This window comes from Pantoea sp. BL1 (genome assembly GCF_000963985.1).
In the GTDB taxonomy this organism is placed as follows: Bacteria; Pseudomonadota; Gammaproteobacteria; order Enterobacterales; family Enterobacteriaceae; genus Pantoea; species Pantoea rwandensis_B.
Genome location: NZ_JZRH01000039.1, coordinates 42,915 through 66,087 on the forward strand (window position 1 = coordinate 42,915; position 23,173 = coordinate 66,087).

Consider the following 23,173-nt stretch of genomic DNA (forward strand, 5'->3'; position numbering starts at 1 on the left):
GGTTAAAGAATGACTCGTCGCCTCCATCATCGCAACCAACAGTCCCCCTCGCCCGATCACGGGAGAGGGTTAGGGTGAGGTGACCGCGCCTGTAAGGCCAGCCCCACATTGTTCACTGCCACGACATTGCGCGCGATCAGCCGCATCTATAAGGCCTGCCCCACCTTGATCGTTGCCGCCACATTGCGCGCGGTCAGTCGCACATTTTGCGCCGCATTGGCTAACGCATCCTCCAGCGAGCCAATGCTGAACAGCACACTGAAAACCGCATCCAGCCCGTGCTGATGCACCACGCCAACATCTGCGGTTAAACTGCCCGCAATGCCAATCACCGGCTTGTTAAATTGCTTCGCCACCTTCGCCACACCAATCGGCACTTTGCCGTTAATCGTCTGGCTATCAATGCGTCCTTCGCCGGTAATCACCAGATCGGCATCTTGCACCTGATCCGCTAGCTCAAGGGCTTCCGTGACGATCTCGATACCGCGACGCAGCTCGGCCTGGCAAAACGCATGCAGTGCCGCGCCCATGCCCCCCGCCGCACCGCCGCCCGCAATGTGCAGCACATCAATGTCTAAATCGCGATGGATAATCTCAGCGTAATGCGCCAGCGCGTTATCCAGTTGATGCACCAGTTCCGGCGTGGCTCCTTTTTGTGGACCAAAGATCGCCGAGGCACCTTCTTCACCGGTCAAAGGATTAGTAACATCGCAGGCCACTTCTATGCGGCACTGCTGAATACGTTTATCCAGCTGATCGATTTCAATCCGCGCCAGCTGCGGCAGTGCGCCGCCGCCAAAGGCAATCTCATTGCCCTGCTGGTCCAGCAAGCGAGCGCCCAGCGCCTGCATCATGCCGGATCCTCCATCGTTCGTGGCGCTGCCACCAATACCAATAATGATGTGGTCAACACCGCGATCGAGCGCGTTTTTAATCAGCTCGCCGGTGCCATAAGAGTTGGTGATCAGCGGGTCACGCTGCGCGGCCGGCACCAGTTCCAGACCGCTGGCTGCCGCCATTTCGATAAATGCGCTGCGCTCATCACCGGATAATCCGTAAAAAGCTTCAACCGGCGCGCCGAGCGGTCCGGTCACGGTTAATCTGACAATACTTCCTTGCGTCGCCGCCACCATGGCTTCTACCGTGCCTTCACCACCGTCGGCGACCGGTATTTTCACGTATTCGGCGTCGGGAAAAATCTCGCTAAATCCCGCTTCAATCGCCGCAGCCACTTCCAGGGCAGACAAACTCTCTTTATATGAATCCGGTGCGATGACAATTTTCATAGGCAATCCGAGCGCGATGGGTGACGGAATTCCGTCCTGCTAAAGCAGTGAGCCGTCCGGCATCCGCAGACACCGGACAGGCAAACTACCGGGTGATCTCGACCTGAGCTAATTTTTCATAATAGCAAGCCAGCGCACTATGGTCAGAAGTGCCCTTGCCGTCGACTTTCAGTGCCTGCATCATTTCCATCACCGCAGCCGTCAGCGGCAGATGCGCGCCAATGCCGTGTGAAGTGTCCAGCGCATTCGCCAAATCCTTGATGTGCAGATCGATGCGGAAGCCCGGCTTGAAGTTACGATCCAGCACCATTGGCGCTTTGGCATCCAGTACCGTGCTGCCTGCCAGCCCACCACGAATCGCCTGATAGACCAGTTCTGGGTTTACACCGGCTTTGGTTGCCAGCGACAGCGCTTCGGACATCGCCGCGATGTTCAGCGCCACAATCACCTGGTTCGCCAGCTTGGTCACGTTGCCTGCACCGATATCACCGGTGTGCACCACGGAACCCGCCATGGCTTTCATGATGTCGTAGCATTGGTCGAATACCGCTTTATCGCCACCGACCATCACGGACAGCGTGCCCTCAATCGCTTTCGGCTCGCCACCACTGACCGGCGCATCCAGCATCTTGATGCCTTTTTCTGCCAGCGCATCGTGCACTTCACGGCTGGCCAGTGGCGCAATCGAACTCATGTCGATCACAATCAGGCCAGGCTTCGCGCCTTCGATAATCCCGTTGGCGCCGAGGCAAACCTCTTTCACCTGCGGTGAGTTCGGCACCATGGTGATCACCACATCAACCTGTTCGGCGACCTCTTTTGGCGTTTTCGCCACGGTGGCGCCCAGTTCCACCAGTTCAGCTTCGTTGCTAACGTTGTGGTCGCGCACCACCAGCGAATAACCGGCTTTCACCAGGTTTTTACTCATCGGTTTGCCCATAATACCGAGGCCGATAAATCCAATTTTCATTGCCTTTCCCCTTCGTCAGTTATTTCTTAAATTTGTCGCACAGCGCCTGCGTGGCGTTGCGGAAAACACCCAGATCGCTGCCCACAGCAACGAAGGTGGCACCCCATTCCAGATAACGACGTGCGTCAGCTTCCACCGGCGCCAGAATGCCGCTGGGTTTACCTGCTGCTTTGGCACGTTCAAAAATGTGTTTAATCACTTTCAACACTTCAGGATGCGCAGGCTGGCCGAGATAGCCGAGTGCGGCAGACAAGTCACCCGGGCCGACAAAAATGCCATCCACGCCGTCAACGGCAGCGATCGCGTCGATGTTATCCACGGCCTGCTGAGTTTCGATTTGCACCAACACGGTGATGTTGTCATTGATGGTGGCGTTGTAATCCGGCAGCGTGCCGTACATGTTGCTGCGATGCGAAACCGACACGCCGCGAATGCCCGCTGGCGGATAGCGCGTTGACGCTACGGCGCGAATCGCCTCTTCCTCGGTCTCCACAAACGGCACCAGGAAGTTATAGAAACCAATATCCAGCAGGCGTTTGATGATAATCGGCTCATTGCACGGCGGACGCACTACCGGCGCACTGTGGCTGCCCTTCAGCGCCATCAACTGCGGGATAAAGGTGGTGATGTCGTTTGGCGCGTGCTCGCCATCCAGCACCAGCCAGTCAAAGCCCGCCAGGCCCAGAACTTCGGTGGAAATCGGGCTAGCAAGCGCGCACCAGCTACCAATCAGGGTTTCCCCTGCCAGTAAACGGCGACGAAAAGTGTTCGGCCAGGCATTGCTCATTGTGATTACTCCAGTCGGTTACAACAGGCGCCCGCACGGGGCGCCGGAAACGTTAGCGCACCAGGCAAGGACGCTTGTTATCGAAAGTCCAGTTCGGCACGAGGTACTGCATCGCTTGCGCATCATCACGCGCGCCCAAACCGTGTTTCTGATACAGCGAGTTAGCCTGCATCACCTGATCCATATCCAGCTCGACGCCGAGACCGGGTTTCTGCGGCACCTGTACCATGCCGCCTTTGATTTGGAACGGCTCTTTGGTCAGGCGCTGGTTGCCCTCCTGCCAAATCCAGTGGGTATCGATGGCGGTAATGGCGCCTGGCGCAGCAGCGGCTACGTGGGTGAACATCGCCAGCGAAATATCGAAATGGTTGTTGGAGTGCGAACCCCAGGTCAGGCCGAAGTCGTGGCACATCTGCGCCACGCGCACCGAACCTTGCATGGTCCAGAAATGCGGGTCGGCCAGCGGGATATCCACCGATTGCAGCGACAGCGTGTGGCCCATTTGACGCCAGTCGGTGGCAATCATGTTGGTGGCCGTTGGCAAGCCAGTCGCGCGACGGAATTCCGCCATCACTTCACGCCCGGAATAGCCCTGCTCAGCGCCACACGGATCCTCCGCATACGCCAGCACGCCTTTAAGTTGTTTACCGAGCAGAATCGCCTCATTCAGCGACCAGGCACCGTTAGGGTCGAGCGTCACACGCGCCTGCGGGAAGCGTTTCGCCAGAGCAGTGACGGCTTCGGCTTCTTCGCCACCGCGCAGCACGCCGCCTTTGAGTTTGAAATCGTTGAAGCCATATTTTTCATAGGCGGCTTCGGCAAGACGCACTACGGTATCTGGCGTCAATGCCTCTTCATGACGCAGACGATACCAGTCGCATTTCTCATCTTCCTGGCTCTGATAAGGCAGCGAGGTTTTCTTACGATCGCCGACGTAGAACAGGTAACCCAGCATCTCCACGCGATCGCGCTGCTGCCCATCTCCAAGCAGTGACGCGACGTTGACGCCCAGATGCTGACCAAGCAGATCCAGCAGTGCCGCTTCAATGCCGGTCACCACATGGATGGTGGTACGCAGGTCAAAGGTTTGATTGCCGCGTCCGCTGGAATCGCGGTCGGCAAAGGTGCTGCGTACCAGATTGAGGATGTTCTTGTACTCACCCACGGTTTTCTGCACCACCAGCGCCGCCGCGTCTTCCAGCGTCTGACGAATCTTTTCGCCGCCCGGAATCTCCCCGACGCCGGTATGGCCTGAGTTATCTTTGATGATGACGATGTTGCGGGTGAAGAACGGCGAGTGTGCGCCGCTCAGATTCAGCAACATGCTGTCGTGACCGGCCACCGGAATGACTTGCAACGATGTAATTTTCGGGGTCTGACTCATTTCCTGCTCCTTATGCATGACGGCGACCGAAGGCCGGGCGCTTGCGGTCGAATGACCAACCGGGAACCAGATACTGTATCGCGGTGGCGTCATTACGCGCACCTGCCGGCAGAGATTTGTAGAGGGCATTGGCCTGATGCAGACGATCCCAATCCAGCTCAACGCCGAGGCCGGGCTTATCCGGCACCGCGATTTTGCCGTTGCGGATTTGCAGCGGCTCTTTAGTGAGGCGCTGATCGCCTTCCTGCCAAATCCAGTGGGTATCGATAGCGGTGGGTTTGCCCGGTGCGGCAGCACCAACGTGGGTGAACATCGCCAGCGAAATATCGAAGTGGTTGTTGGAGTGGCAACCCCAGGTTAAGCCCCAGTCGTCGCACAGTTGCGCCACACGCACCGCTCCGCTCAGCGTCCAGAAGTGCGGATCGGCCAGCGGGATATCCACCGAATTGAGCATCACCGCGTGATTCATCTCGCGCCAGTTGGTGGCGATCATATTGGTGGCGACCGGCAATCCAGTGGCGCGTCGGAACTCCGCCATCACTTCACGGCCGGAATAACCCTGTTCGGCACCGCACGGATCTTCGGCGTAGGTCAGCACATCACCCATGCCTTTGCACAAGCCAATCGCTTCATCCAGCGTCCAGGCGCCGTTGGGATCGACGGTGATACGTGCATCCGGGAAGCGTTTTTTCAGTGCGGCCGCGGATTCAATCTCCTGCTCACCCGGCAACACGCCGCCCTTCAGCTTGAAATCTTTGAATCCATATTTGTCCTGCGCCGCTTCGGCTAAGCGCACCACCGCTTCCGGCGTTAAGGCTTCCTGATGGCGCAGGTGATACCAGTCATGGCTGGCACCTTCGCCCGTCAGATACGGTAAATCGGTTTTGCGACGATCGCCGAGATAGAACAGATAACCGAGTACCGTGACTTCATCGCGCTGCTGTCCCGGCCCGAGCAGTTCTGCCACCGGCACGCCCAGACATTGGCCCAGTAAATCCAGCAGTGCGGCTTCCAGTGCCGCCACCGCGTTGACGCGCAGTTCGAAGGTCCAGGCCCCTTTGCCGAAGGTATCGAAATCCGCCGACTGATTGCCTTTGTGCACCTGCTGCACCAGGCGGTTCATGCGCGCCACCTGCTGGCCTTTGACCTGTGGAATCGCCTCTACCAGGGTTTGGTAAATGGTTTCGCCACCCGGCGCTTCACCGACGCCGGTATGACCATCACTGTCGGTCAATACCACGATGTTGCGGGTGAAGCAGGCGCTGTGCGCTCCACCAATGTTCAGCAACATGCTGTCGTAACCGGCAACCGGAATCACCTGCATATCGGTGATCACCGGGCTACTTTGCGTATTCATAGTTCGTCCTTATGCTCGGTGTTTCAGTTCAATACGTTTGATATCACCCGTAATGAACAGGAAGCTAAACGCAGCAACAAAGGCGTGGATGCCGACATAAATCAGCGCACCTTCGAAAGAACCGGAAGCGGCGATGATGTAGCCGATAGCAATGGGCGTGACGATGCCGGAGAAGTTGCCGAACATGTTGAACAAGCCACCGCTCAATCCACTGATCTCTTTCGGTGCGGTATCTGCCATCACCGCCCAGCCCAGCGCACCGATGCCCTTGCCGAAGAACGCCAGCGCCATAAACAGCACCACTACCCACTCAGTTTCGGTGTAGTTACACATCACCATGCTGATGGAGAGCAGCATGCCGACCACAATTGGCGTCTTACGCGCAATATTCAGCGAACCGGTTTTGCGCATCAGGTAATCGGAAATCACGCCACCTAACACACCACCGAGGAAGCCACAGATAGCGGGAATCGAGGCGATCATGCCTGCTTTCAGAATCGACATGCCGCGCGCTTGTACCAGATACACCGGGAACCAGGTAATGAAGAAGTAGGTCAGTGCGTTAACGCAATATTGTCCGAGATAGATACCCCACATCATGCGAGTCGAGAGCAGCTGTTTGATTTGATACCATTTCTCATCCCAGCTCACTTTGCGGTCGGCTTTTTTGGCATCCATATTGATCAGCGCGCCGCCCTGTTCCATGTACTCCAGCTCAGCCTTATTCACGCCCGGATGATTGTTCGGATCATGCATGAACTTCAGCCAGACGAAGCTGAGGATGATGCCCAGTCCACCCATAAACCAGAACACGTGCGCCCAGCCCACTTCCGCCACCAGCCAGCCCATGATCGGTGCGAAGATCACCGTGGCGAAATACTGTGCCGAGTTGAAAATCGCGACGGCGGTGCCACGCTCTTGCGCCGGGAACCAGGCCGCAACAATACGGCTGTTGCCGGGGAAAGAAGGTGCCTCCGCCAGACCAACCAGAAAGCGCAGCAGGAACAGTGAGATCACGATGCCGAAGCCACTGAACAGGTCAACAAAGCCTTGCAGCAGGGTAAACAGCGACCAGAGGAAAATACTCCAGAAGTAAACGCGTTTTGAGCCAAAGCGGTCGAGCAGCCAGCCGCCAGGAATCTGACCGATGACATACGCCCATGAGAAGGCGGAGAAGATATATCCCAGACCGACCGAATCGAGGCCGATATCTTTAGACATCGCGGAACCGGCAATCGAGATGGTTGCACGGTCACCGTAGTTGAATGAAGTGACGATAAATAACATCACCACAATCCAGTAACGGGCGTTGGTGCGTTTTTGCACCGCTTCCGCTGTCTGGCTGAAACTATTCATGATGCACTCCTGAAATATAGCGAACGCTACATCCACTCTGACTGCATACACATCGCGTTGAGTATCAGAATGATGTCGGGTTAAACACGGCGATTGTTGTTATGGCAAAACGATGATGCGTCGTGACGAATAACCAAACGTTGAAGAACGAGAATCAGTATAGGAACAGCCCCACCACGAGGCATTGGAAGAAAGCATGATTATGAGCATTGATTCATGCTGTTTTTATGGCAATTGCACATATCCCTGCGGCTTAGCTCACGGAACCTGATTTTTCACCCATGAATTGATTAAGAAGCAGCCAGCTAACCTGCGCTTTGTGAGTCCGTTCACTTGTATTTGGATAAACGAACCAAACTCCGCGATTAAAACCACCAAAAGCCAGTCAGTTGCACAATGCGCTGGCCAATACCCCTGCATATACTGAGGCTGGCAAAAAATGATGACGTGATAGAAGCATTTACAACGCGCTGCCATGCACAGCGCGACGCACTGGAAGGTGAGCAATGAACCGACCGCTAACAGAGAAACCGCTTTATATAAAAGTACACGATGCCGACAACGTGGCGATCGTGGTCAACAATCAGGGATTGCCGGCTGGCACCCGCTTTGAAGATGGCCTGCAGCTGACGGAACATGTCCCGCAGGGACATAAAGTGGCGCTGGTGGATATTCCTGAAAACGGCGTCATCCTGCGCTACGGCGAAGTGATTGGCACCGCCTTGCGCCCGATTGCGCAAGGGAGCTGGATTGAAGAATCTCTGGTGGCGCTACCCGAAGCGCCTCCGCTCAACAGTTTGCCCCTGGCGAACAATGTGCCCCCCGCTCTGCCACCGCTCGAAGGTTACACCTTTGAGGGTTATCGCAACGCCGATGGCAGCGTCGGAACGCGCAATCTGCTCGGTATCACCACCAGCGTGCACTGTGTGGCTGGCGTAGTGGATTACGTGGTGCAAATGATCGAGCGCGATCTGCTGCCACGCTATCCCAACGTGGATGGCGTAGTGGCACTCAATCATCTTTATGGCTGTGGTGTAGCGATTAATGCGCCCGCTGCGGTGGTGCCGATCCGCACTATCCATAACCTCGCGCTGAACCCCAATTTTGGGGGGGAAGTGATGATTGTCAGTCTCGGCTGCGAGAAATTACAGCCGGAGCGTCTGCTGACCGGCACGCCGGATGTGCAGGCCATCTCGCTGGATGATCATGACATTGTGCGTTTGCAGGATGAACGGCATGTCGGTTTCGGCGCGATGGTCGATGAAATTCTGCAGGTCGCCGAACGCCATTTGAAGAAGCTTAATCAGCGCCAGCGCGAAATCTGCCCGGCATCAGAACTGGTGATTGGCACGCAGTGCGGCGGCAGCGATGCGTTTTCCGGCGTCACCGCCAACCCGGCTGTCGGCTTCGCCTCGGATTTGCTGGTGCGCTGTGGCGCCACCGTGATGTTTTCTGAGGTCACCGAGGTGCGTGATGCAATACATCTGCTGACGCCGCGCGTGATCGATGAAAATGTGGGTAAACGTCTGCTGGAAGAGATGGCGTGGTATGACGATTATCTCAGCCAGGGCCAAACCGACCGCAGTGCCAATCCCTCGCCGGGTAATAAGAAAGGCGGCCTGGCGAACGTGGTGGAGAAAGCGCTGGGATCGATTGCCAAATCAGGACGCAGTCCGATTGTAGAAGTGTTGTCACCCGGACAGCGCCCGACTCAACGCGGTTTAATCTACGCGGCGACACCGGCCAGTGATTTTGTCTGCGGCACCCAGCAGATGGCGTCAGGTATTACCTTGCAGGTGTTTACTACTGGACGCGGCACACCCTACGGTTTGGCTGCGATTCCGGTGATTAAAATGGCGACACGCAATGCGCTGGCTGACCGCTGGCACGATCTGATGGATATCAATGCGGGCACTATTGCCACCGGCGAGGAGAGTATTGAGCAGGTGGGCTGGCGGTTGTTTGAGTTGATTCTGGATATCGCCAGTGGTCGCAAACAAACCTGGTCCGATCGCTGGGGCATTCGCAATCAGCTGGCGGTTTTTAATCCGGCACCGGTGACCTGAGGGTCATCTGCCCCTCTCCCAACATCGGAGAGGGGAACAATCTGGGGTGCCTGAAAAATCATCACCTCATTTTCAGGCTCTTTAGATTGCCTATGGTCGCTTGCAAGAGCCAACGCGAAGGCAGAATTACAGCAGTTTACCCCAGCTCTCGACCCACGGCGTGGTCACTGACTCAGGTTCTGGATCTTCAGTGGCATCCACCAGCAACACATCACCGATGCGTTTGGCGCTTTGTTCCTGCAAGGTGGCATCAAAAGTTTTGCCCGCGCCGCAGAAGTTTTCATAGCTGCTATCACCCAGCGCAATCACGCCGTAGCGCAACGCTGGCTGATACCCCACCTCATCGCGTACCTGCACATACAAGCGGGCAATATTGTCCGGGAAGTCGCCCTGTCCAGTGGTGGAGGTGACAATCAGAATGACCTCCTGGCTGTAAGCCTGCCAATCCGCCAGTGAGGCATCCTCAAAAACTTTAACTTCGTGGCCCTGCTCTTCCAGTACCGGCTGCGCTTCTTCCGCCACCAGCAATGCATTGCCGTAAACCGTACCTGTAAAAATGCCAATCTTTGCCATCTTGCTGCTCCTTTATTCTGTTGGCTTATCCTGGACTGCCTCGTCGGCAAACTCAACCCTGGGAACCTCAGGGATCTGATCCTGCCAGCCAAACTGTTGCAGCATGCCTTGCCAGACGCGATCGAGCCCGGCGCGAATCACCAGAGGTTCTCCGGTGACCGGATGCGTCAGGCTCAGCGCACTGGCATGCAGCATCAATCGATTCATACCAAAGTGCTCTGCTGCCCCCCGATTCTGCCGCAAATCACCATGGGCGCTATCGCCAATAATCGGGTGGCGCAGATGCACCATATGGCGGCGAAGCTGATGTTTACGGCCGGTATGCGGCGACATCTCCACCAGGGTATAACGCGCGCTGTCGTAACGGCTGATCGCCACCGGCATTTCTACTTGCGCCAGTGAGCGATAATCAGTGACGGCAGGCTGCGCGGTACGTTCCTGAGTCGCGAACTTATCGGCAATCTTATCCAGCTCTTCGACCAGCGGGTAGTCGAGTGTCGCGCTGCCATCCAGCCAACCACGCACCACCGCGTGATAGGTTTTCTGCATTTTATGCTGCTCGAACTGCTGCGACAGTAAATGCGCCACTTCGCTGGAGAGCGCCATTAACAGCACGCCGGAGGTGGGGCGATCGAGGCGATGCACGGTAAATACGTGCTGACCAATTTGATCGCGTACCGTTTGCATCACCACCACTTTTTCGTCGCGATCGAGCCAACTACGATGCACCAGCCAGCCGGACGGTTTGTTGACGGCGACCAGCCATTCATCTTGATAAAGGATTTCCAGCATTAAGAGGTCGGGTCCTGAAAAAGCGCATCGAACAGGCCTAATGTCAGCAACAGGACCGCATGGCCGGGTGTGGTGGCAGGTAACGCCACTTCATAGTAAGGCGTTACAGAGAAATTTTGCGGAAGCGGCGCACCGGCTTCGATTAACGCATGGAAACGTGGGATGAGTACCCACTGCAGCCACTCCAGCGGCTCCATGGTATTGAGGCAAAAAGGCTCGGTACTGGCGAAGGCTGCCGGCTCAGGGGATTGCGTCTGCCAGTGGCCGTGTTCGCGCATCACCGCTTCGATCTGCTGCAGCTGTTGAATAATCATGTGCGACGACATACGCCACCTCCAGAGAAAAATTGGGCGGCAAGCATACCATTAGTCGTTCAACGTGCAAAAAAGCATAAAAAAAGGGAGCACTGTGATTACAGTGCTCCCGGTTTCGTTCGCAGCATTCCCGCCACCGCTGTGCTCCCTGCTCATCCATGACAACTCGTCCTCTGCTTTCCATTGCCTGTCATCGTGACAGTTATCCTTAGCATCCTGGCCCACCACAATCCGCGTGGCTCTCATTCTCCGTCCTGGAGGTGTCCCTGACTCAATCCTGAGTGTCCTGCTTCATCCAGAAGCCTTCCATGTGCCGTAAACTCCGTTACGTTCCTGCCTCCTGGCTGACATTCTCCTGAATGTCTCTTCATCCCCAGCATCCTGCCAGTGGTGACTATTCTGTCAGAAACCATCGTAATAACAAGTTAGTAAGACGCGTTAATAGATTTCTCACACTACTAATTTTAGGAGTGATGCCATAAGCTTATGATTCACAATATTTTTACATCCTTGTTTTCCGGATGGCTGCAAAATGATCAAGCGATCTCTCACACCTAATGTGAGAGATCTCTTACAAGCCTCGCCAGCGAAGTCTGTCACTCAGGCACTAACCGGTTGTAAATCATTAAGAAATATCTTAATGCTCGCAGCCAGTACCTGACGCTTTTTACTACCAGGCTGTTCCAGAATCACTTCACCGGAAAGGTTACACAGAGCAATCACATCCTGCTCCGATTCAGTCGTCGCAATGAATAATGTTGGACTCTGTTTTAAGCGGCGCTTCATGATCAGATGTCCAATCAGATTCTCCTGCAAGCGGGTAAAGTCTGATTCGCTCCACACCTGTAACAAGGTAATCTGCTGCTGCTGAAAGGTTGCGGTCATATCCCCGGCAAACTGCGACGTGTAAAAAGCACTGATTTCCGATTGCAACTGGATATCCAGTGCACGCTCAACCGCTTCCAGCGTGGCTGGCAAGGTGAACGGTTGTGGTTGCCACAACACACGATCATCCAGTGTGCTGACAATACAGGGGGATGGCACCCCCAGTAGATCCGTGCTTGCCGGCAGATGTCCAGCCTGCTGCTGCCAATGTTGCACATAACGGGCGGTAAACTCACGCAGGGCGTCTGCGGTTTGTTGCATCATTCTTCTTCTCGCTTGTGATCGGTTACACTTAGCCACTTTGATGGAATTTAGTGGTAACCGATATGTCTTCTGAAAACCGCGATCAGGCGTTAAGCGGCCTGACGTTAGGTAAGCCCACGGCTTATGTTGATCGTTACGATAACACGCTGCTGCAATCGGTGCCGCGCAGCCTGAATCGTGAACCGCTGGGGCTCTACCCGGATAATCTGCCGTTCCAGGGCGCAGATATCTGGACGCTGTACGAACTCTCCTGGCTCAACAGCAAGGGCGTGCCGCAGGTGGCGGTGGGCGAAGTGGTGCTGCGCGCTGATAGCGAAAACCTGATCGAGTCCAAGAGCTTTAAGCTCTATCTTAACAGCTTTAACCAGACGCGTTTCGCGGACTGGGGCGACGTGCGCCAGACACTCGAACGTGATCTGCGCGCCTGCGCTAATGGCGAAGTCAGCGTGGCACTGTTCCGTCTGGGCGAAGTGGAAGGCCAGCCAATCGGCCATTTCAATGGCGATGTCATCGACGAGCAGGATATCGAGATTCACGACTATGCTTTTAACGCCGATTATTTAGCGCAGGCTGCGGGCAGTGAAGTGGTGGAAGAAACGCTGGTGAGCCATTTGCTGAAATCCAACTGTTTGATCACCCATCAGCCTGATTGGGGTTCCGTAATGATTCGCTACAAAGGCCCACGTATCGATCGTGAAGCCCTGCTGCGTTACCTGATCTCATTCCGTCAGCACAATGAGTTCCATGAACAGTGCGTTGAGCGCATTTTCAACGACATTCAACGCTTTTGCCAACCAGAATCCCTGACCGTTTATGCTCGTTATACGCGCCGTGGTGGACTGGATATTAATCCGTGGCGCAGCAACGTTCCCTTCTCTCCTGGGTTTTCCCGCCTGGTACGTCAGTAACAGATTGCGAGACGCCTCGCAGGCCGCAGCACGGATGCGCGGTTCCACTTGAGCATTCACTGCGGACAACGTTACTCTGTCAAAGGCGCTAAGGTTTAAACCTGCGTTCCGAAGGATTTTCGTCACTGCGTTCAGCAAGTTAAGCGCAGCGTCACCCGTCACGCATTTGCGTGTAAAGGAGTTCTCTTGATTACACATATCAGCCCGCTTGGCTCAATGGATCTGCTCTCCCAGTTGGAAGTCGACATGCTGAAGCAAACGGCCAGCAGCGACCTTTACCAGCTTTTTCGCAACTGCTCACTCGCGGTGCTCAACTCCGGCAGCCAGACCGACAGTAGTCAGGAACTGCTCTCCCGTTTTGAAAATTTCGACATCAACGTGCTGCGCCGTGAGCGTGGCGTCAAACTCGAACTGATTAATCCGCCGGAAGAAGCCTTTGTTGATGGCCGTATTATCCGCTCATTGCAGGCCAACCTGTTTGCCGTGCTACGCGATATTCTGTTTGTGAATGGCCAGCTTGAGCGCAGCGATCAGAAAAACGCTGACGATTCCGCTCACATCACGAATCAGGTGTTTTCAATTCTGCGTAACGCGCGTGCGCTGCACATTGGTGAATATCCCAACACCGTGGTGTGCTGGGGTGGTCACTCGATTAACGCAGTGGAGTATCAGTATTGCCGCAATGTCGGCACGCAAATGGGCCTGCGTGAACTCAACATCTGCACCGGCTGTGGACCTGGCGTGATGGAAGCGCCGATGAAAGGTGCCGCAGTAGGTCATGCACAGCAACGCTACCACGACAGTCGTTTCATTGGCCTGACCGAACCGTCAATTATCGCGGCTGAGCCCCCAAATCCGCTGGTGAATGAACTGATCATCATGCCGGATATCGAAAAGCGTCTTGAGGCGTTTGTACGTATTGCCCATGGCATCGTGATCTTCCCGGGTGGTGTCGGCACCGCAGAAGAGTTGCTGTATCTGTTGGGGATCCTGATGAATCCACACAACAGCGACCAGGTCCTGCCGCTGATTCTCACCGGCCCGAAAGAGAGCGCCGACTACTTCCGGGTGCTGGATGATTTCATCGTTAATACGCTGGGTGAAACCGCACGTCAGCACTACAAGATCATCATTGATGATGCTGCTGAAGTGGCACGTCTGATGAAGAAGGCCATGCCGCAGGTCAAAGAGTATCGTCGCGAAACTGGCGATGCCTACAGTTTTAACTGGTCGATTCGCATCGCGCCAGAGTTGCAGGTACCGTTTGTACCGACGCACGAAAACATGGCTAACCTGAAACTGTTCCCGAACCAGCCAGCGGAAAAACTGGCTGCAGATTTGCGTCGCGCTTTCTCTGGTATTGTTGCCGGCAACGTTAAGGAGGTCGGCATTCGCGAAATCCGCGAGAAGGGGCCTTACAAACTGCACGGCGACGCCGACATTATGCATCGCATGGATGAACTGCTGCAGGGCTTCGTCGCCCAGCAGCGTATGAAGTTGCCAGGCAGCGCCTACATCCCCTGCTACGAAATCATTAAATAACCCATCAGGAAGGCAGCCTGCGGGCTGCCACTATCACTATGTCGTTTCATCTTCTGATTATTGATGCGCTGAACCTGATCCGCCGTTTGCATGCCGTGCAAGGCACGCCCTGCCGCGAAGCCTGCATCGCAGCGCTGCATCAGCTATTAGGCCACACGCAACCGACGCACGTCGTCGCGGTATTTGATAGCCACGATCGTCACCCTGGCTGGCGGCATCAGCTGCTACCCGACTACAAAGCGGGCCGCCCACCGATGCCGGATGATTTGCAGATGGAGATGCCCGTTATCCAGCAGGCCTTTGAGGCTGTCGGCGTGCGTTGCTGGGTCGCCGATCTCGATGAAGCCGACGATCTCGCCGCCACGCTGGCGGTGAAAATGGCCGATGCCGGACATCAGGCAACTATCGTCTCCACCGACAAAGGCTATTGCCAGCTTTTAGCGCCGAATATCCGCATCCGTGATTATTTCCAGAAACGCTGGCTGGACGTGCCTTTCATCGAGCACGAGTTTGGCGTCACGCCTGCACAATTACCTGATTACTGGGGATTGTGCGGCATCAGCAGCAGCAAAATTCCCGGCGTCACCAGCATTGGCCCCAAAAGCGCCCGCGATTTACTCACGCAGTTCGGCACCCTTGAAGCTATTTATCAGCAGTTCGACCAGATTCCTGAAAAGTGGCAGAAAAAATTGCGCGACCATCAGCAGATAGCTGAGATTTGCCGCCAGGTCTCAACGCTTAAACGCGATTTGGTCTTGCAGGGGAATTTAAATACGTTGCGGTATAAGGCGTGAATGCCGGGTGCAGCACCCTCTGCCACATAAACACGCGAATCTCTAGATAGGTGGTAGTGGTAAGTGGTAAGTGGTAAGTGGTAAGTGGTAAGTGGTAAGTGGTAAGTGGTAAGTGGTAAGTGGTAAGTGCAAAAAATTGTGCTACTACGAGTATAACGCGAGAGATCCTGCGAAATAATTTGTGCTACAGCAAGGCGGCAAGCGCGAGAGTCCCCGGGAGCATACGTCAGTATGTGACCGGGGCGAAAAAGCGCTGCCAACGCCGCTGAAGTGCAAAGTATGAAGCAGGATCGGCAAGTGCGTGAGTCCCCGGGACCATACATCAGTATGTGACTGGGGCGTATAAACGTAGCCAACGCACCTGTGGCGCGAAGTATGACGGGAAATGCATCCTGCGAAATAATTTGTGCTGCAGCAAGGCGGCAAGTGCGAGAGTCCCCGGGAGCATACATCAGTATGTGACCGGGGCGAGCAAGCGCAGCCAACGCGGCTGTAGTGCAAAGTATGAAGCAGGATTAGCGTTCGTCGCGACGGCCGCCTACTGCTGCCCAAAGCCGGCGCACATGCACGGTAATCTCTTCACGGTCGTGATACAGCTGGCGCGCCTGAATCTGGGCATTCACTCCCTTCTCTTTCAACGCCGCATCCATCATAGCCAGATTTTGCGTGACCTCTTCATAACGCTTTTTCATTGGCAATTTGAGGTTGAAGATTGCTTCACGGCACCAGCCATTGACCAGCCACTCCGTCATCAAACTGGCGACGCGAACGGGTTTTTCCACCATGTCACACACCAGCCAGCTGATGTTATTGCGCGATGGGCGGTATTTGAAACCATCTTCACGGCAGTGCGTGACTTGCCCGGTATCCATAAGGCTGGGCGCCATCGGACCGTTATCTACGGCGTAAACCCACATGCTGCGTTTGACCAGTTGATAAGTCCAGCCGCCAGGGCAAGCACCCAGATCCACGGCATACATGCCGCTGCCCAAACGCTCATCCCACTCATCGGCCGGGATGAAGACATGAAACGCTTCCTCCAGTTTCAGCGTTGAACGGCTTGGCGCATCCGACGGAAACTTGAGGCGCGGTATCCCCATATAGAACGGGGAGTTGTTCTCTGGCAGCGAATAACCGACATAGCAGGTACCCGGAGCAATAAAGAACACATGTATCACTGGGCGTTTCGGCGACTCGTAGTTGAGCAGGATTTTACTCTCACGCAGGCTGGCGCGCAGCGGCACGGTTAACTTACGGCAAAACTTGGTCAGTTCTTTCGCTTCATTAGTATCCGGCACTTCAACGCGCAGCTCACCGCCCTTCTCCACCACACCCGTTAACATGCCGACAATCGGGGTAATACGATCTTCTGGCGGTAAATCGCGCAGCAGTTCGCCTACCACCAGCATCTGACGGGCAAAAATCAGCTCGGCAAACGGCAGTGTTTGAATCAGCTTTTCCGCATCTTCCTGCTGATAGCACTCATAGAGCACGTAGCCGGAATCATCTTTAACGCGGGCAAAACCGTATACTTCGCGCTCAGCGGCTTTGGCACTGATCTCCGCTGCACACTCTTTCTCAAAGCCAGGACGGCAATAGAGTAAAACTTTATTCATGGCGATCCGCCTTTCGTTTAAGACGCAATGCGCCAATCAACATCAAGAACCAGCCAATCAGGAAAAACAATCCTCCCACTGGCGTAACAAAAACCCAAAACTTCAAGTGCGACAGCGCTAAGCAATAAAGGCTGCCACTGAATAACACGGTGCCGAGCGCCAGCGCGGCGCTGCTCCAGTAAAACCAGATATTGGCGCGGCGCAGCATGGCTGCACCCAGACCGATCACCGCCAATGTGTGATAGGCCTGATATTCAAGACCGGTGTGGATCCAAGCCATTTCCGCCGGGCCGAGCGATTTGCTCAGCACGTGTGCCCCAAAAGCACCAAAGGCCACCAGCAGAAATCCGCTGATGGCGGCAAACACAAACATGGCACGACTGGACATTCATTGTTCCTCAGGATGAAACTGCACATCACTGTGCAGCACTCAACGCGTTAGTGATCGTAGCGAAAGCGGAATTTTTCTTGTTCAGCTGCGGCTTTTTCCAGGATCCACTGACGAAAGGCGGCTATTTTACCCAGTTCTGCCTGGCTGTCATGACAAACCAGATAAAAAGCGTTTTTACTGACTAACACGTCATTAAATGGACAGACCAGCCGTCCAGCTTCAATTTCACTCTGCGCCATCACATTATTCGCCAGCGCCACGCCCTGGCCGTGAATCGCCGCCTGAAGCACCATCGCGCTATGGCTGAAGATCGGCCCCTGCTGCACATTAATGTGCTGCAATCCTAGCTGACGGATATAGGATTGCCAGTCGCGGCGCGAAGCATCATGCAGCAGCGTAAAGTGCGCCAGATCGGCGGGCGTTTTAAGCGGATGGTCGCCAGTGAGAAACATGGGCGAGCAGACCGGCAGCAAATATTCGGCATACAGTTTCTCGACGCGCAGGCCCGGCCAGTTACCGCGCCCATAGAAAATCGCCACATCAACATCATCGGCCAGTTTCTCTTCATCGCGGTCCACCGCCTGAATACGCACATCGATGCCCGGATAAGCCATATTAAAGCTGGAAAGACGTGGCACCAGCCATTGAATGGCAAAGCTGGGCAACAGACTGACGGTTAAAGCACCCTTCGCGCTGCGCGCCTGAAGTTTACGCGTCGCATCGTTGATCGCCGAGAAGATCTCTTTAATATCCAGATAGTAGCTTTGACCTTCTTCTGTCAGCAAAAGCGAACGATTCCTCCGTCGAAATAGTTTAAGACCGAGGAAATCTTCCAGAGATTTAATCTGGTGGCTAACAGCTGCCTGGGTGACAAACAGCTCTTCAGCGGCTTTTGTAAAGCTTAAATGGCGGGCTGCAGCATCGAAGACGCGTAAAGCATTAAGCGGTGGAAGGCGTTTAGACATGGTTTTCCATCAGCGGATTCACAAGGTAACAGTCCGACTTATACAAGGTCGTTACGTATTAGTTATTTTAATCCGAGACATTATAATTTGTCCGTTGAGGAAGCTCCAGCAAATACCTATAGTTGCCGCACTTCCTGAGCCGGAACGAAAAGATTTCTGGAAACGTGCGAGAGATCGCAGACTTTTGGAGAGCTTTTGGCTTGTGGTCGTGATGTTGTGTTTGCATTTTGATCTGACGATTGCAGATCAAACTTTTAATTCCTGTAGATTTACCCTGTCTGTCCAAGTGATTTTATGTAGCACCGCAAATTGCGGTGCTTTTTTTTGTCCTACACATCCCTGTGTACCCCCATGAGGGCCGTCACTGAAGCGACGTAAAAATTTCTCCGGGAAATTTTTTGGCTTGCTGCTTACTGACCCATCTCAACCATCTCTTTCACATCTGTACGATTGATCTGCTGCTCGTTGCCATTGGCATCTTTATAACTGATCATACCGGTTTCATCGTCAACTTTCGGTTTCCCGTCCGCTACAATGGTGCGACCATCATTGGTATGCATGACATAATTGCTGGAACAAGCAGCCAGGGTAAAGGCCATGGTACACACGGCCAGCACTGCGGCGAGTTTTTTCATCTTCTATCTCCTTGCAGATTGATTGCATTAAACCACCCGCAAGCGCTGACCAGAGGCAGCAAAAAGTGAAATCGACTGGTTAAGGTCGATTCGTTATGCGGGTTGCGGTTCAAACCTTGCAATAATTAGCATAACGCGCTTTTCCAGCTTTGCCAGCGAATCGGCCGGGTTTCAGCCTGGTCCTAAAATTGAACACAGTGGGTTTCGTATGACCATCTTCTCCCCAACCGCCTTCCGTGCGCAGTTTCCTGCATTAAGCGATGCGGGCGTTTATCTTGATAGCGCAGCCACTACCCTGAAGCCTCAGGCGGTGATCGACGCCACGTCGCAGTTCTATAGCTTGAGCGCAGGTACCGTGCATCGCAGCCAGTTTAAATCAGCACGCGACCTGACGGAGAAGTATGAACAGGCGCGCGGCCGGGTGGCCAAATGGCTGCAGGCGGGTGATGACCGCCAGATTGTCTGGACGCGTGGCACCACGGAGGCTATCAATCTGGTAGCCAACAGCTGGCTGGCACCGCGCCTACAACACGGTGACGAGATTGTGGTGAGCGAGGCGGAGCATCACGCCAATCTGGTGCCGTGGTTAATGGTGGCGCAAGCTGCTGGCGCGAAGGTGGTGAAATGGCCGATTGGTGCAGATCGTCTACCCGATATCCGCTTGCTGCCTGATTTGCTTAATGCACGCACTAAGCTGCTGGCGATTGGGCAAATGTCGAATGTCACCGGTGGCTGTCCGGATCTGGCACAGGCAATAACCCTGGCGCATCATGTTGGCGCCAAAGTGATGGTAGATGGCGCACAGGGCGTGGTGCATGCTCCCCCCAACGTTCAGGCGCTGGACATCGACTTTTATGCCTTCTCCGCGCATAAGCTGTATGGCCCAATGGGCATTGGCGCGCTATATGGCAAAGCCGAGTTGCTGGACGAGATGGATGCGTGGCAAGGCGGCGGCAAAATGCTGACGCACGTCGACTTCGATGGCTTTACACCGCAGGCGGTGCCGTGGCGGTTTGAAGCGGGCACACCCAATGTGGCTGGCGTGGTGGGCCTGAGCGCGGCGCTGGAATGGCTGTCGCATCACCACGCTGAAAAAGCAGAGATGTGGAGCCAGCAACTGGCCAGCCTCGCCGAAGAGCAATTAAGCGAGATTCCCGGCTTCCGCAGTTTTCGTTGTGGTAATGCCAGTCTGCTGGCGTTTGATATCGCGGAGATTCACCACAGCGATATTGTCACGCTGCTGGCAGAACAAGACATCGCCCTGCGCGCCGGACAGCATTGTGCCCAGCCATTAATGGCGGCACTGGGTGTCAGCGGCACCTTGCGCGTGTCATTCGCGCCCTATAATAATTTGCAGGATGTGGATGCGCTGGTGCGCGCCATGCATCATGCCGTAGACCTGTTGAGTGAATAACGTTATGACTACCCTGATCGGCCCACATCCTTTTGGCGATGTGATTACTGAAGCCAGCCTGACCGAAAAGTTTACCCATTTTCATCAGTGGGAAGATCGCTATCGCCAGTTGATCCAGCTCAGCCGCCAGTTGCCAGTTCTGGAAGATGAGGTGAAGACGGCAGCTATTGAGCTGAGCGGTTGCGAAAATCGTGTCTGGCTGAGCAGCCAACGGCTGCCGAACGGTACGCTGCACTTTTACGGTGACAGTGAAGGCCGCATCGTACGCGGTTTGCTGGCGGTGCTGCTGACGGCGGTGGAAGGCAAAACGCCAGCGGATCTGTTAGCACAAGATCCGCTGGCGTTGTTTGATACCTTAGGCCTGCGTGCGCAGCTTAGCGCCTCGCGCAGCAGTGGTTTACAGGCGTTAGCAGATGCAGTGCAGCGCCACGCGCGGACACATCAAGCCGCCTGACGCGCCGCGCGTGCAAGAAATTTTTTCAACGCGTGCGAGACTGCGATAAAACCAAAAGTGGCGGTCACCATAGTGGCCGCACCGAAGCCCGCCGCACAGTCCATGCGTTTGGGGCCATCAGCGGTACTTTTCGAACTACAGACGCTGCCATCCAACTGCGGATAGACCAGTGCCTCAGTGGAAAATACGCAATCAATCCCTAGCTTGCCTTTGCTGTTCTTGATGACGCCAAAATCACTTTTCAGACGCTCACGCAGTTTCGCCGCCAGCGGATCCTGAATGGTTTTGGCTAAATCGCTGACCTGAATCTGCGTCGGATCGATCTGCCCGCCCGCACCGCCAGTGGTGATCAACGGAATCTTGTTACGGCGACACCAGGCAATCAACGCCGCTTTCGGGCGCACGCTGTCAATCGCATCAATCACGTAATCGAAACCCGCTGACAGTAACTCAGCGGTGTTATCCGGCGTGATGAAATCATCAATACAGATCACTTCGCACTCAGGGTTTATGGCGCGAATACGCTCCGCCATCACCTCGGTTTTCGCTTGTCCTACTTTGCCTTGCAGAGCGTGGATCTGGCGATTGGTGTTGGTGATGCAGACGTCGTCCATATCGATCAGCGTGATTTTACCAATCCCGGTGCGCGCTAACGCTTCGGCAGACCACGAACCGACACCGCCTATACCAATCACACAAAAATGGGCGTCGGCAAAACGCTGCAGCGCCTCTTCCCCATACAGACGTGCCGTACCGCCAAAACGTTGCCGCCAGGCATCGCTGACTACTTTCATATCAAACCTTTTGATGCGGTGCGCATGAATGCGCACCCTACAGAAACAGTGATGGACGCGTTGAATCGCGAAGACTGTCGACCCATGGCAAATCAGCTGAATACTCCCGCTGATTTGCCGCAGGGAAGAATATCAATTCGCCCCGATAATCAGTGAACCATTATTGCCATTTTGCGGATTGCTGAACAGCGGCTTTCCTGCTCCTGGCGCGGCTTTCAGCACCCAAACGCGGCCATAGTGGTTGTAGAATCCGGCAAGGTGCGCAGCGTCCGGACCGACACCCTGATAGATGTCGAAGTGCTGGCCTTTGATCGCCCCACCCACATCCAGTGCCACCATCAGGCGCATCTCATACTTGCCGTTAAATTTGCCCTTCTCGTTCAACTGCGGTACTTCCGCTAACAATGCCGTGCCTGCGGGAATCAATGAACGATCGGATGCCACCGAGGCTTTGGCAATCAGCGGCACCGCACTGGCACCGCGCACCGGCACGTACTCTTCCGGCTTAAAGAACACGAAGGATTGGTTGGTTTCCAGCACATCACGCACTTGTTCCGGCGTATGTTCCTGTGCCCACTGACGTATCGCCTGCATCGACATATCTTCACGCTTCACTTCACCGCGATCGATCAGCTCTTTGCCGATGCTGTGATAGGCCCAGCCATTTTTGCCGCCGTAGCCGAAGAAGCGCAGTGGACGACCGTCACCGAAGTCAACGTAACCGCTGCCCTGCACGTCCATCATAAAGTTGTCGATCAGCGAGTTGCTCCAGGCAATCACGTAACGATCATCAAGTCCGCCACTGTATATAGAAGCACGGCTCGGCAACTTCTGACCGCGCGTGCGCGGTGGCATGCGGTAAATGGGATACTGGAACTCTCCCTGACGCGTGTAGCGTGCTTCCACCACTGGCGTGTAGTAGCCGGTAAACTGCACGTTACCGTAGTTATCGGTGCCTTCCATCTGATAAGCGTTAAGGCCAAACTGGCTCAGCTGACGGGTATCCGCGCCGGAGAGCAACCAGTTCTGGATGGCGCTGTAAGTGCCGGTGTTGCGACTGTATAAGCCGCTTGAGGCACTCTGAATCTGCTGGATCTGCACACCAAAATCTCTGCCATTCACCGGACGCCCTTTGGCATTCGGTTCATTGACCAGCCCGAGCGGTTGCTCCAGCTTGCCATCGATATATTGCTGACCACGGTCAGTCGGTTTAGAACTACAACCCGCTAACAGCGCGAGAAACGCGCCAGTAAGTGCATACTTCGCCCAATGTCCTTTCATCACTTTCTCTTTTTCTCGGTTGTTTGCACCGCGACGATAGCAAAGGGGCAGAGAGAATGAAATCCGCCACGAGATACCGCGCTCACATCTGTACAATTAATCGCCCAATGGCACTATTAATCACCAACTGGCTGTAAATTTAAGGCTTTAACACAAAAAGAGGTTGCATCGCCGCGCGTCGAGAGTATAGTGCGCATCCACGGACGCGGGGTGGAGCAGCCTGGTAGCTCGTCGGGCTCATAACCCGAAGGTCGTCGGTTCGAATCCGGCCCCCGCAACCAATTCTTCTTAAGTGAAGAGACAATTTGAAAGTCGTGTAACGCGTCAGACGGACGCGGGGTGGAG

At 55.0% G+C, this 23,173-nt stretch carries 22 protein-coding genes and 1 tRNA gene; 7 read left to right on the plus strand and 16 right to left on the minus strand.

Annotated elements, in window-relative coordinates:
- Window positions 1-146 precede the first annotated feature (146 nt).
- The 6 genes from VH86_RS18105 to VH86_RS18130 form a co-directional block, all read right to left on the minus strand.
- Window positions 147-1,286, minus strand: a complete 1,140-nt coding sequence (locus VH86_RS18105; RefSeq protein ID WP_045833709.1) for a glycerate kinase — start codon at window positions 1,284-1,286, stop codon at window positions 147-149.
- Window positions 1,287-1,371: 85 nt separating this feature from the next.
- Entirely contained in the window at window positions 1,372-2,256 is an 885-nt protein-coding gene (garR, locus tag VH86_RS18110) for a 2-hydroxy-3-oxopropionate reductase (RefSeq protein WP_034823058.1), read from the minus strand.
- A gap of 19 nt (window positions 2,257-2,275) precedes the next feature.
- Complete coding sequence (gene garL, locus VH86_RS18115) at window positions 2,276-3,043, minus strand: 2-dehydro-3-deoxyglucarate aldolase (protein WP_038645135.1); 768 nt, start codon at window positions 3,041-3,043, stop codon at window positions 2,276-2,278.
- Between the two features lie 52 nt (window positions 3,044-3,095).
- On the minus strand, window positions 3,096-4,427 hold the full coding sequence (gudD, locus tag VH86_RS18120; protein WP_045833710.1) for a glucarate dehydratase: 1,332 nt from the start codon (window positions 4,425-4,427) through the stop codon (window positions 3,096-3,098).
- Between the two features lie 10 nt (window positions 4,428-4,437).
- Window positions 4,438-5,784: an enolase C-terminal domain-like protein gene (locus tag VH86_RS18125; RefSeq protein WP_045833711.1), complete on the minus strand. Its 1,347-nt coding sequence runs from the start codon at window positions 5,782-5,784 to the stop codon at window positions 4,438-4,440.
- A 9-nt stretch (window positions 5,785-5,793) separates the two neighbouring features.
- Complete coding sequence (locus VH86_RS18130) at window positions 5,794-7,140, minus strand: MFS transporter (RefSeq protein WP_038645129.1); 1,347 nt, start codon at window positions 7,138-7,140, stop codon at window positions 5,794-5,796.
- Between the two features lie 506 nt (window positions 7,141-7,646).
- Here VH86_RS18130 and garD point away from each other — a divergent pair.
- Window positions 7,647-9,206 carry a galactarate dehydratase gene (gene garD, locus VH86_RS18135; RefSeq protein ID WP_045833712.1) on the plus strand — a complete coding sequence of 520 codons (1,560 nt, stop codon included), beginning with the start codon at window positions 7,647-7,649 and terminating at the stop codon, window positions 9,204-9,206.
- Between the two features lie 126 nt (window positions 9,207-9,332).
- On the opposite strand, the gene VH86_RS18140 is transcribed toward garD, so the two are convergent.
- The 4 genes from VH86_RS18140 to syd form a co-directional block, all read right to left on the minus strand.
- Entirely contained in the window at window positions 9,333-9,779 is a 447-nt protein-coding gene (locus VH86_RS18140; RefSeq protein WP_038645126.1) for a flavodoxin, read from the minus strand.
- A 12-nt stretch (window positions 9,780-9,791) separates the two neighbouring features.
- Window positions 9,792-10,571 (minus strand): tRNA pseudouridine(65) synthase TruC, encoded by a 780-nt coding sequence (truC, locus tag VH86_RS18145; RefSeq protein WP_045816417.1) that lies wholly within the window; start codon window positions 10,569-10,571, stop codon window positions 9,792-9,794.
- A complete protein-coding gene (locus tag VH86_RS18150; RefSeq protein ID WP_045833713.1) occupies window positions 10,571-10,897 on the minus strand; it encodes a YqcC family protein in 327 nt (108 codons plus the stop codon). Before VH86_RS18150 ends, truC begins: the two co-directional genes overlap by 1 nt.
- Before the next feature lie 588 nt (window positions 10,898-11,485).
- Complete coding sequence (gene syd / locus VH86_RS18160; RefSeq protein ID WP_045833715.1) at window positions 11,486-12,034, minus strand: SecY-interacting protein; 549 nt, start codon at window positions 12,032-12,034, stop codon at window positions 11,486-11,488.
- Between the two features lie 62 nt (window positions 12,035-12,096).
- Here syd and queF point away from each other — a divergent pair, with 62 nt between their 5' ends.
- The 3 genes from queF to xni all read left to right on the plus strand — a co-directional run bounded on the left by queF (window position 12,097) and on the right by xni (window position 15,278).
- The gene (queF, locus tag VH86_RS18165) at window positions 12,097-12,942 is read left to right on the plus strand and encodes an NADPH-dependent 7-cyano-7-deazaguanine reductase QueF (RefSeq protein ID WP_045816415.1); all 846 of its coding nucleotides are present in this window, start codon (window positions 12,097-12,099) and stop codon (window positions 12,940-12,942) included.
- 186 nt (window positions 12,943-13,128) lie between these two features.
- Window positions 13,129-14,484: a nucleotide 5'-monophosphate nucleosidase PpnN gene (ppnN, locus tag VH86_RS18170; RefSeq protein ID WP_045833716.1), complete on the plus strand. Its 1,356-nt coding sequence runs from the start codon at window positions 13,129-13,131 to the stop codon at window positions 14,482-14,484.
- Window positions 14,485-14,522: 38 nt separating this feature from the next.
- The gene (xni, locus tag VH86_RS18175; protein WP_045833717.1) at window positions 14,523-15,278 is read left to right on the plus strand and encodes a flap endonuclease Xni; all 756 of its coding nucleotides are present in this window, start codon (window positions 14,523-14,525) and stop codon (window positions 15,276-15,278) included.
- A 515-nt stretch (window positions 15,279-15,793) separates the two neighbouring features.
- Here xni and rlmM read toward each other — a convergent pair.
- The 4 genes from rlmM to VH86_RS18195 all read right to left on the minus strand — a co-directional run bounded on the left by rlmM (window position 15,794) and on the right by VH86_RS18195 (window position 18,885).
- Window positions 15,794-16,894, minus strand: a complete 1,101-nt coding sequence (gene rlmM, locus VH86_RS18180) for a 23S rRNA (cytidine(2498)-2'-O)-methyltransferase RlmM (RefSeq protein WP_045816413.1) — start codon at window positions 16,892-16,894, stop codon at window positions 15,794-15,796.
- The gene (locus VH86_RS18185) at window positions 16,887-17,282 is read right to left on the minus strand and encodes a DUF423 domain-containing protein (protein WP_034823080.1); all 396 of its coding nucleotides are present in this window, start codon (window positions 17,280-17,282) and stop codon (window positions 16,887-16,889) included. The genes rlmM and VH86_RS18185 overlap by 8 nt, the downstream gene beginning before the upstream one ends.
- Before the next feature lie 50 nt (window positions 17,283-17,332).
- A complete protein-coding gene (locus VH86_RS18190) occupies window positions 17,333-18,250 on the minus strand; it encodes a transcriptional regulator GcvA (protein WP_045816412.1) in 918 nt (305 codons plus the stop codon).
- Window positions 18,251-18,660: 410 nt separating this feature from the next.
- Complete coding sequence (locus VH86_RS18195; protein WP_034823084.1) at window positions 18,661-18,885, minus strand: YgdI/YgdR family lipoprotein; 225 nt, start codon at window positions 18,883-18,885, stop codon at window positions 18,661-18,663.
- Between the two features lie 208 nt (window positions 18,886-19,093).
- On the opposite strand from VH86_RS18195, the gene csdA reads away from it, so the two are divergent.
- A complete protein-coding gene (csdA, locus tag VH86_RS18200) occupies window positions 19,094-20,299 on the plus strand; it encodes a cysteine desulfurase CsdA (RefSeq protein ID WP_045833718.1) in 1,206 nt (401 codons plus the stop codon).
- A gap of 4 nt (window positions 20,300-20,303) precedes the next feature.
- Window positions 20,304-20,753 carry a cysteine desulfurase sulfur acceptor subunit CsdE gene (gene csdE, locus VH86_RS18205; protein WP_045833719.1) on the plus strand — a complete coding sequence of 150 codons (450 nt, stop codon included), beginning with the start codon at window positions 20,304-20,306 and terminating at the stop codon, window positions 20,751-20,753.
- Here csdE and tcdA read toward each other — a convergent pair.
- Window positions 20,741-21,547 carry a tRNA cyclic N6-threonylcarbamoyladenosine(37) synthase TcdA gene (gene tcdA / locus VH86_RS18210; protein WP_045833720.1) on the minus strand — a complete coding sequence of 269 codons (807 nt, stop codon included), beginning with the start codon at window positions 21,545-21,547 and terminating at the stop codon, window positions 20,741-20,743. The two genes, csdE and tcdA, sit on opposite strands and share 13 nt — an antisense overlap.
- A gap of 132 nt (window positions 21,548-21,679) precedes the next feature.
- A complete protein-coding gene (mltA, locus tag VH86_RS18215; RefSeq protein WP_045833721.1) occupies window positions 21,680-22,828 on the minus strand; it encodes a murein transglycosylase A in 1,149 nt (382 codons plus the stop codon).
- A gap of 204 nt (window positions 22,829-23,032) precedes the next feature.
- Here mltA and VH86_RS18220 point away from each other — a divergent pair.
- Window positions 23,033-23,109 (plus strand) — tRNA-Met (locus VH86_RS18220).
- The last annotated feature ends 64 nt before the right edge of the window (window positions 23,110-23,173 follow it).

Coding starts and splice junctions, on each gene's coding strand:
- garD (WP_045833712.1), top strand. CDS start 7,647: ATGAACCGACCGCTAACAGAGAAACCGCTTTATATAAAAGTACACGAT.
- mltA (WP_045833721.1), bottom strand. CDS start 22,828: ATGAAAGGACATTGGGCGAAGTATGCACTTACTGGCGCGTTTCTCGCG.
- csdE (WP_045833719.1), top strand. CDS start 20,304: ATGACTACCCTGATCGGCCCACATCCTTTTGGCGATGTGATTACTGAA.
- gudD (WP_045833710.1), bottom strand. CDS start 4,427: ATGAGTCAGACCCCGAAAATTACATCGTTGCAAGTCATTCCGGTGGCC.
- xni (WP_045833717.1), top strand. CDS start 14,523: ATGTCGTTTCATCTTCTGATTATTGATGCGCTGAACCTGATCCGCCGT.
- garL (WP_038645135.1), bottom strand. CDS start 3,043: ATGAGCAATGCCTGGCCGAACACTTTTCGTCGCCGTTTACTGGCAGGG.
- garR (WP_034823058.1), bottom strand. CDS start 2,256: ATGAAAATTGGATTTATCGGCCTCGGTATTATGGGCAAACCGATGAGT.
- VH86_RS18105 (WP_045833709.1), bottom strand. CDS start 1,286: ATGAAAATTGTCATCGCACCGGATTCATATAAAGAGAGTTTGTCTGCC.
- VH86_RS18140 (WP_038645126.1), bottom strand. CDS start 9,779: ATGGCAAAGATTGGCATTTTTACAGGTACGGTTTACGGCAATGCATTG.
- truC (WP_045816417.1), bottom strand. CDS start 10,571: ATGCTGGAAATCCTTTATCAAGATGAATGGCTGGTCGCCGTCAACAAA.
- VH86_RS18185 (WP_034823080.1), bottom strand. CDS start 17,282: ATGTCCAGTCGTGCCATGTTTGTGTTTGCCGCCATCAGCGGATTTCTG.
- csdA (WP_045833718.1), top strand. CDS start 19,094: ATGACCATCTTCTCCCCAACCGCCTTCCGTGCGCAGTTTCCTGCATTA.
- VH86_RS18195 (WP_034823084.1), bottom strand. CDS start 18,885: ATGAAAAAACTCGCCGCAGTGCTGGCCGTGTGTACCATGGCCTTTACC.
- VH86_RS18125 (WP_045833711.1), bottom strand. CDS start 5,784: ATGAATACGCAAAGTAGCCCGGTGATCACCGATATGCAGGTGATTCCG.
- rlmM (WP_045816413.1), bottom strand. CDS start 16,894: ATGAATAAAGTTTTACTCTATTGCCGTCCTGGCTTTGAGAAAGAGTGT.
- VH86_RS18150 (WP_045833713.1), bottom strand. CDS start 10,897: ATGTCGTCGCACATGATTATTCAACAGCTGCAGCAGATCGAAGCGGTG.
- tcdA (WP_045833720.1), bottom strand. CDS start 21,547: ATGAAAGTAGTCAGCGATGCCTGGCGGCAACGTTTTGGCGGTACGGCA.
- VH86_RS18190 (WP_045816412.1), bottom strand. CDS start 18,250: ATGTCTAAACGCCTTCCACCGCTTAATGCTTTACGCGTCTTCGATGCT.
- VH86_RS18130 (WP_038645129.1), bottom strand. CDS start 7,140: ATGAATAGTTTCAGCCAGACAGCGGAAGCGGTGCAAAAACGCACCAAC.
- queF (WP_045816415.1), top strand. CDS start 12,097: ATGTCTTCTGAAAACCGCGATCAGGCGTTAAGCGGCCTGACGTTAGGT.
- syd (WP_045833715.1), bottom strand. CDS start 12,034: ATGATGCAACAAACCGCAGACGCCCTGCGTGAGTTTACCGCCCGTTAT.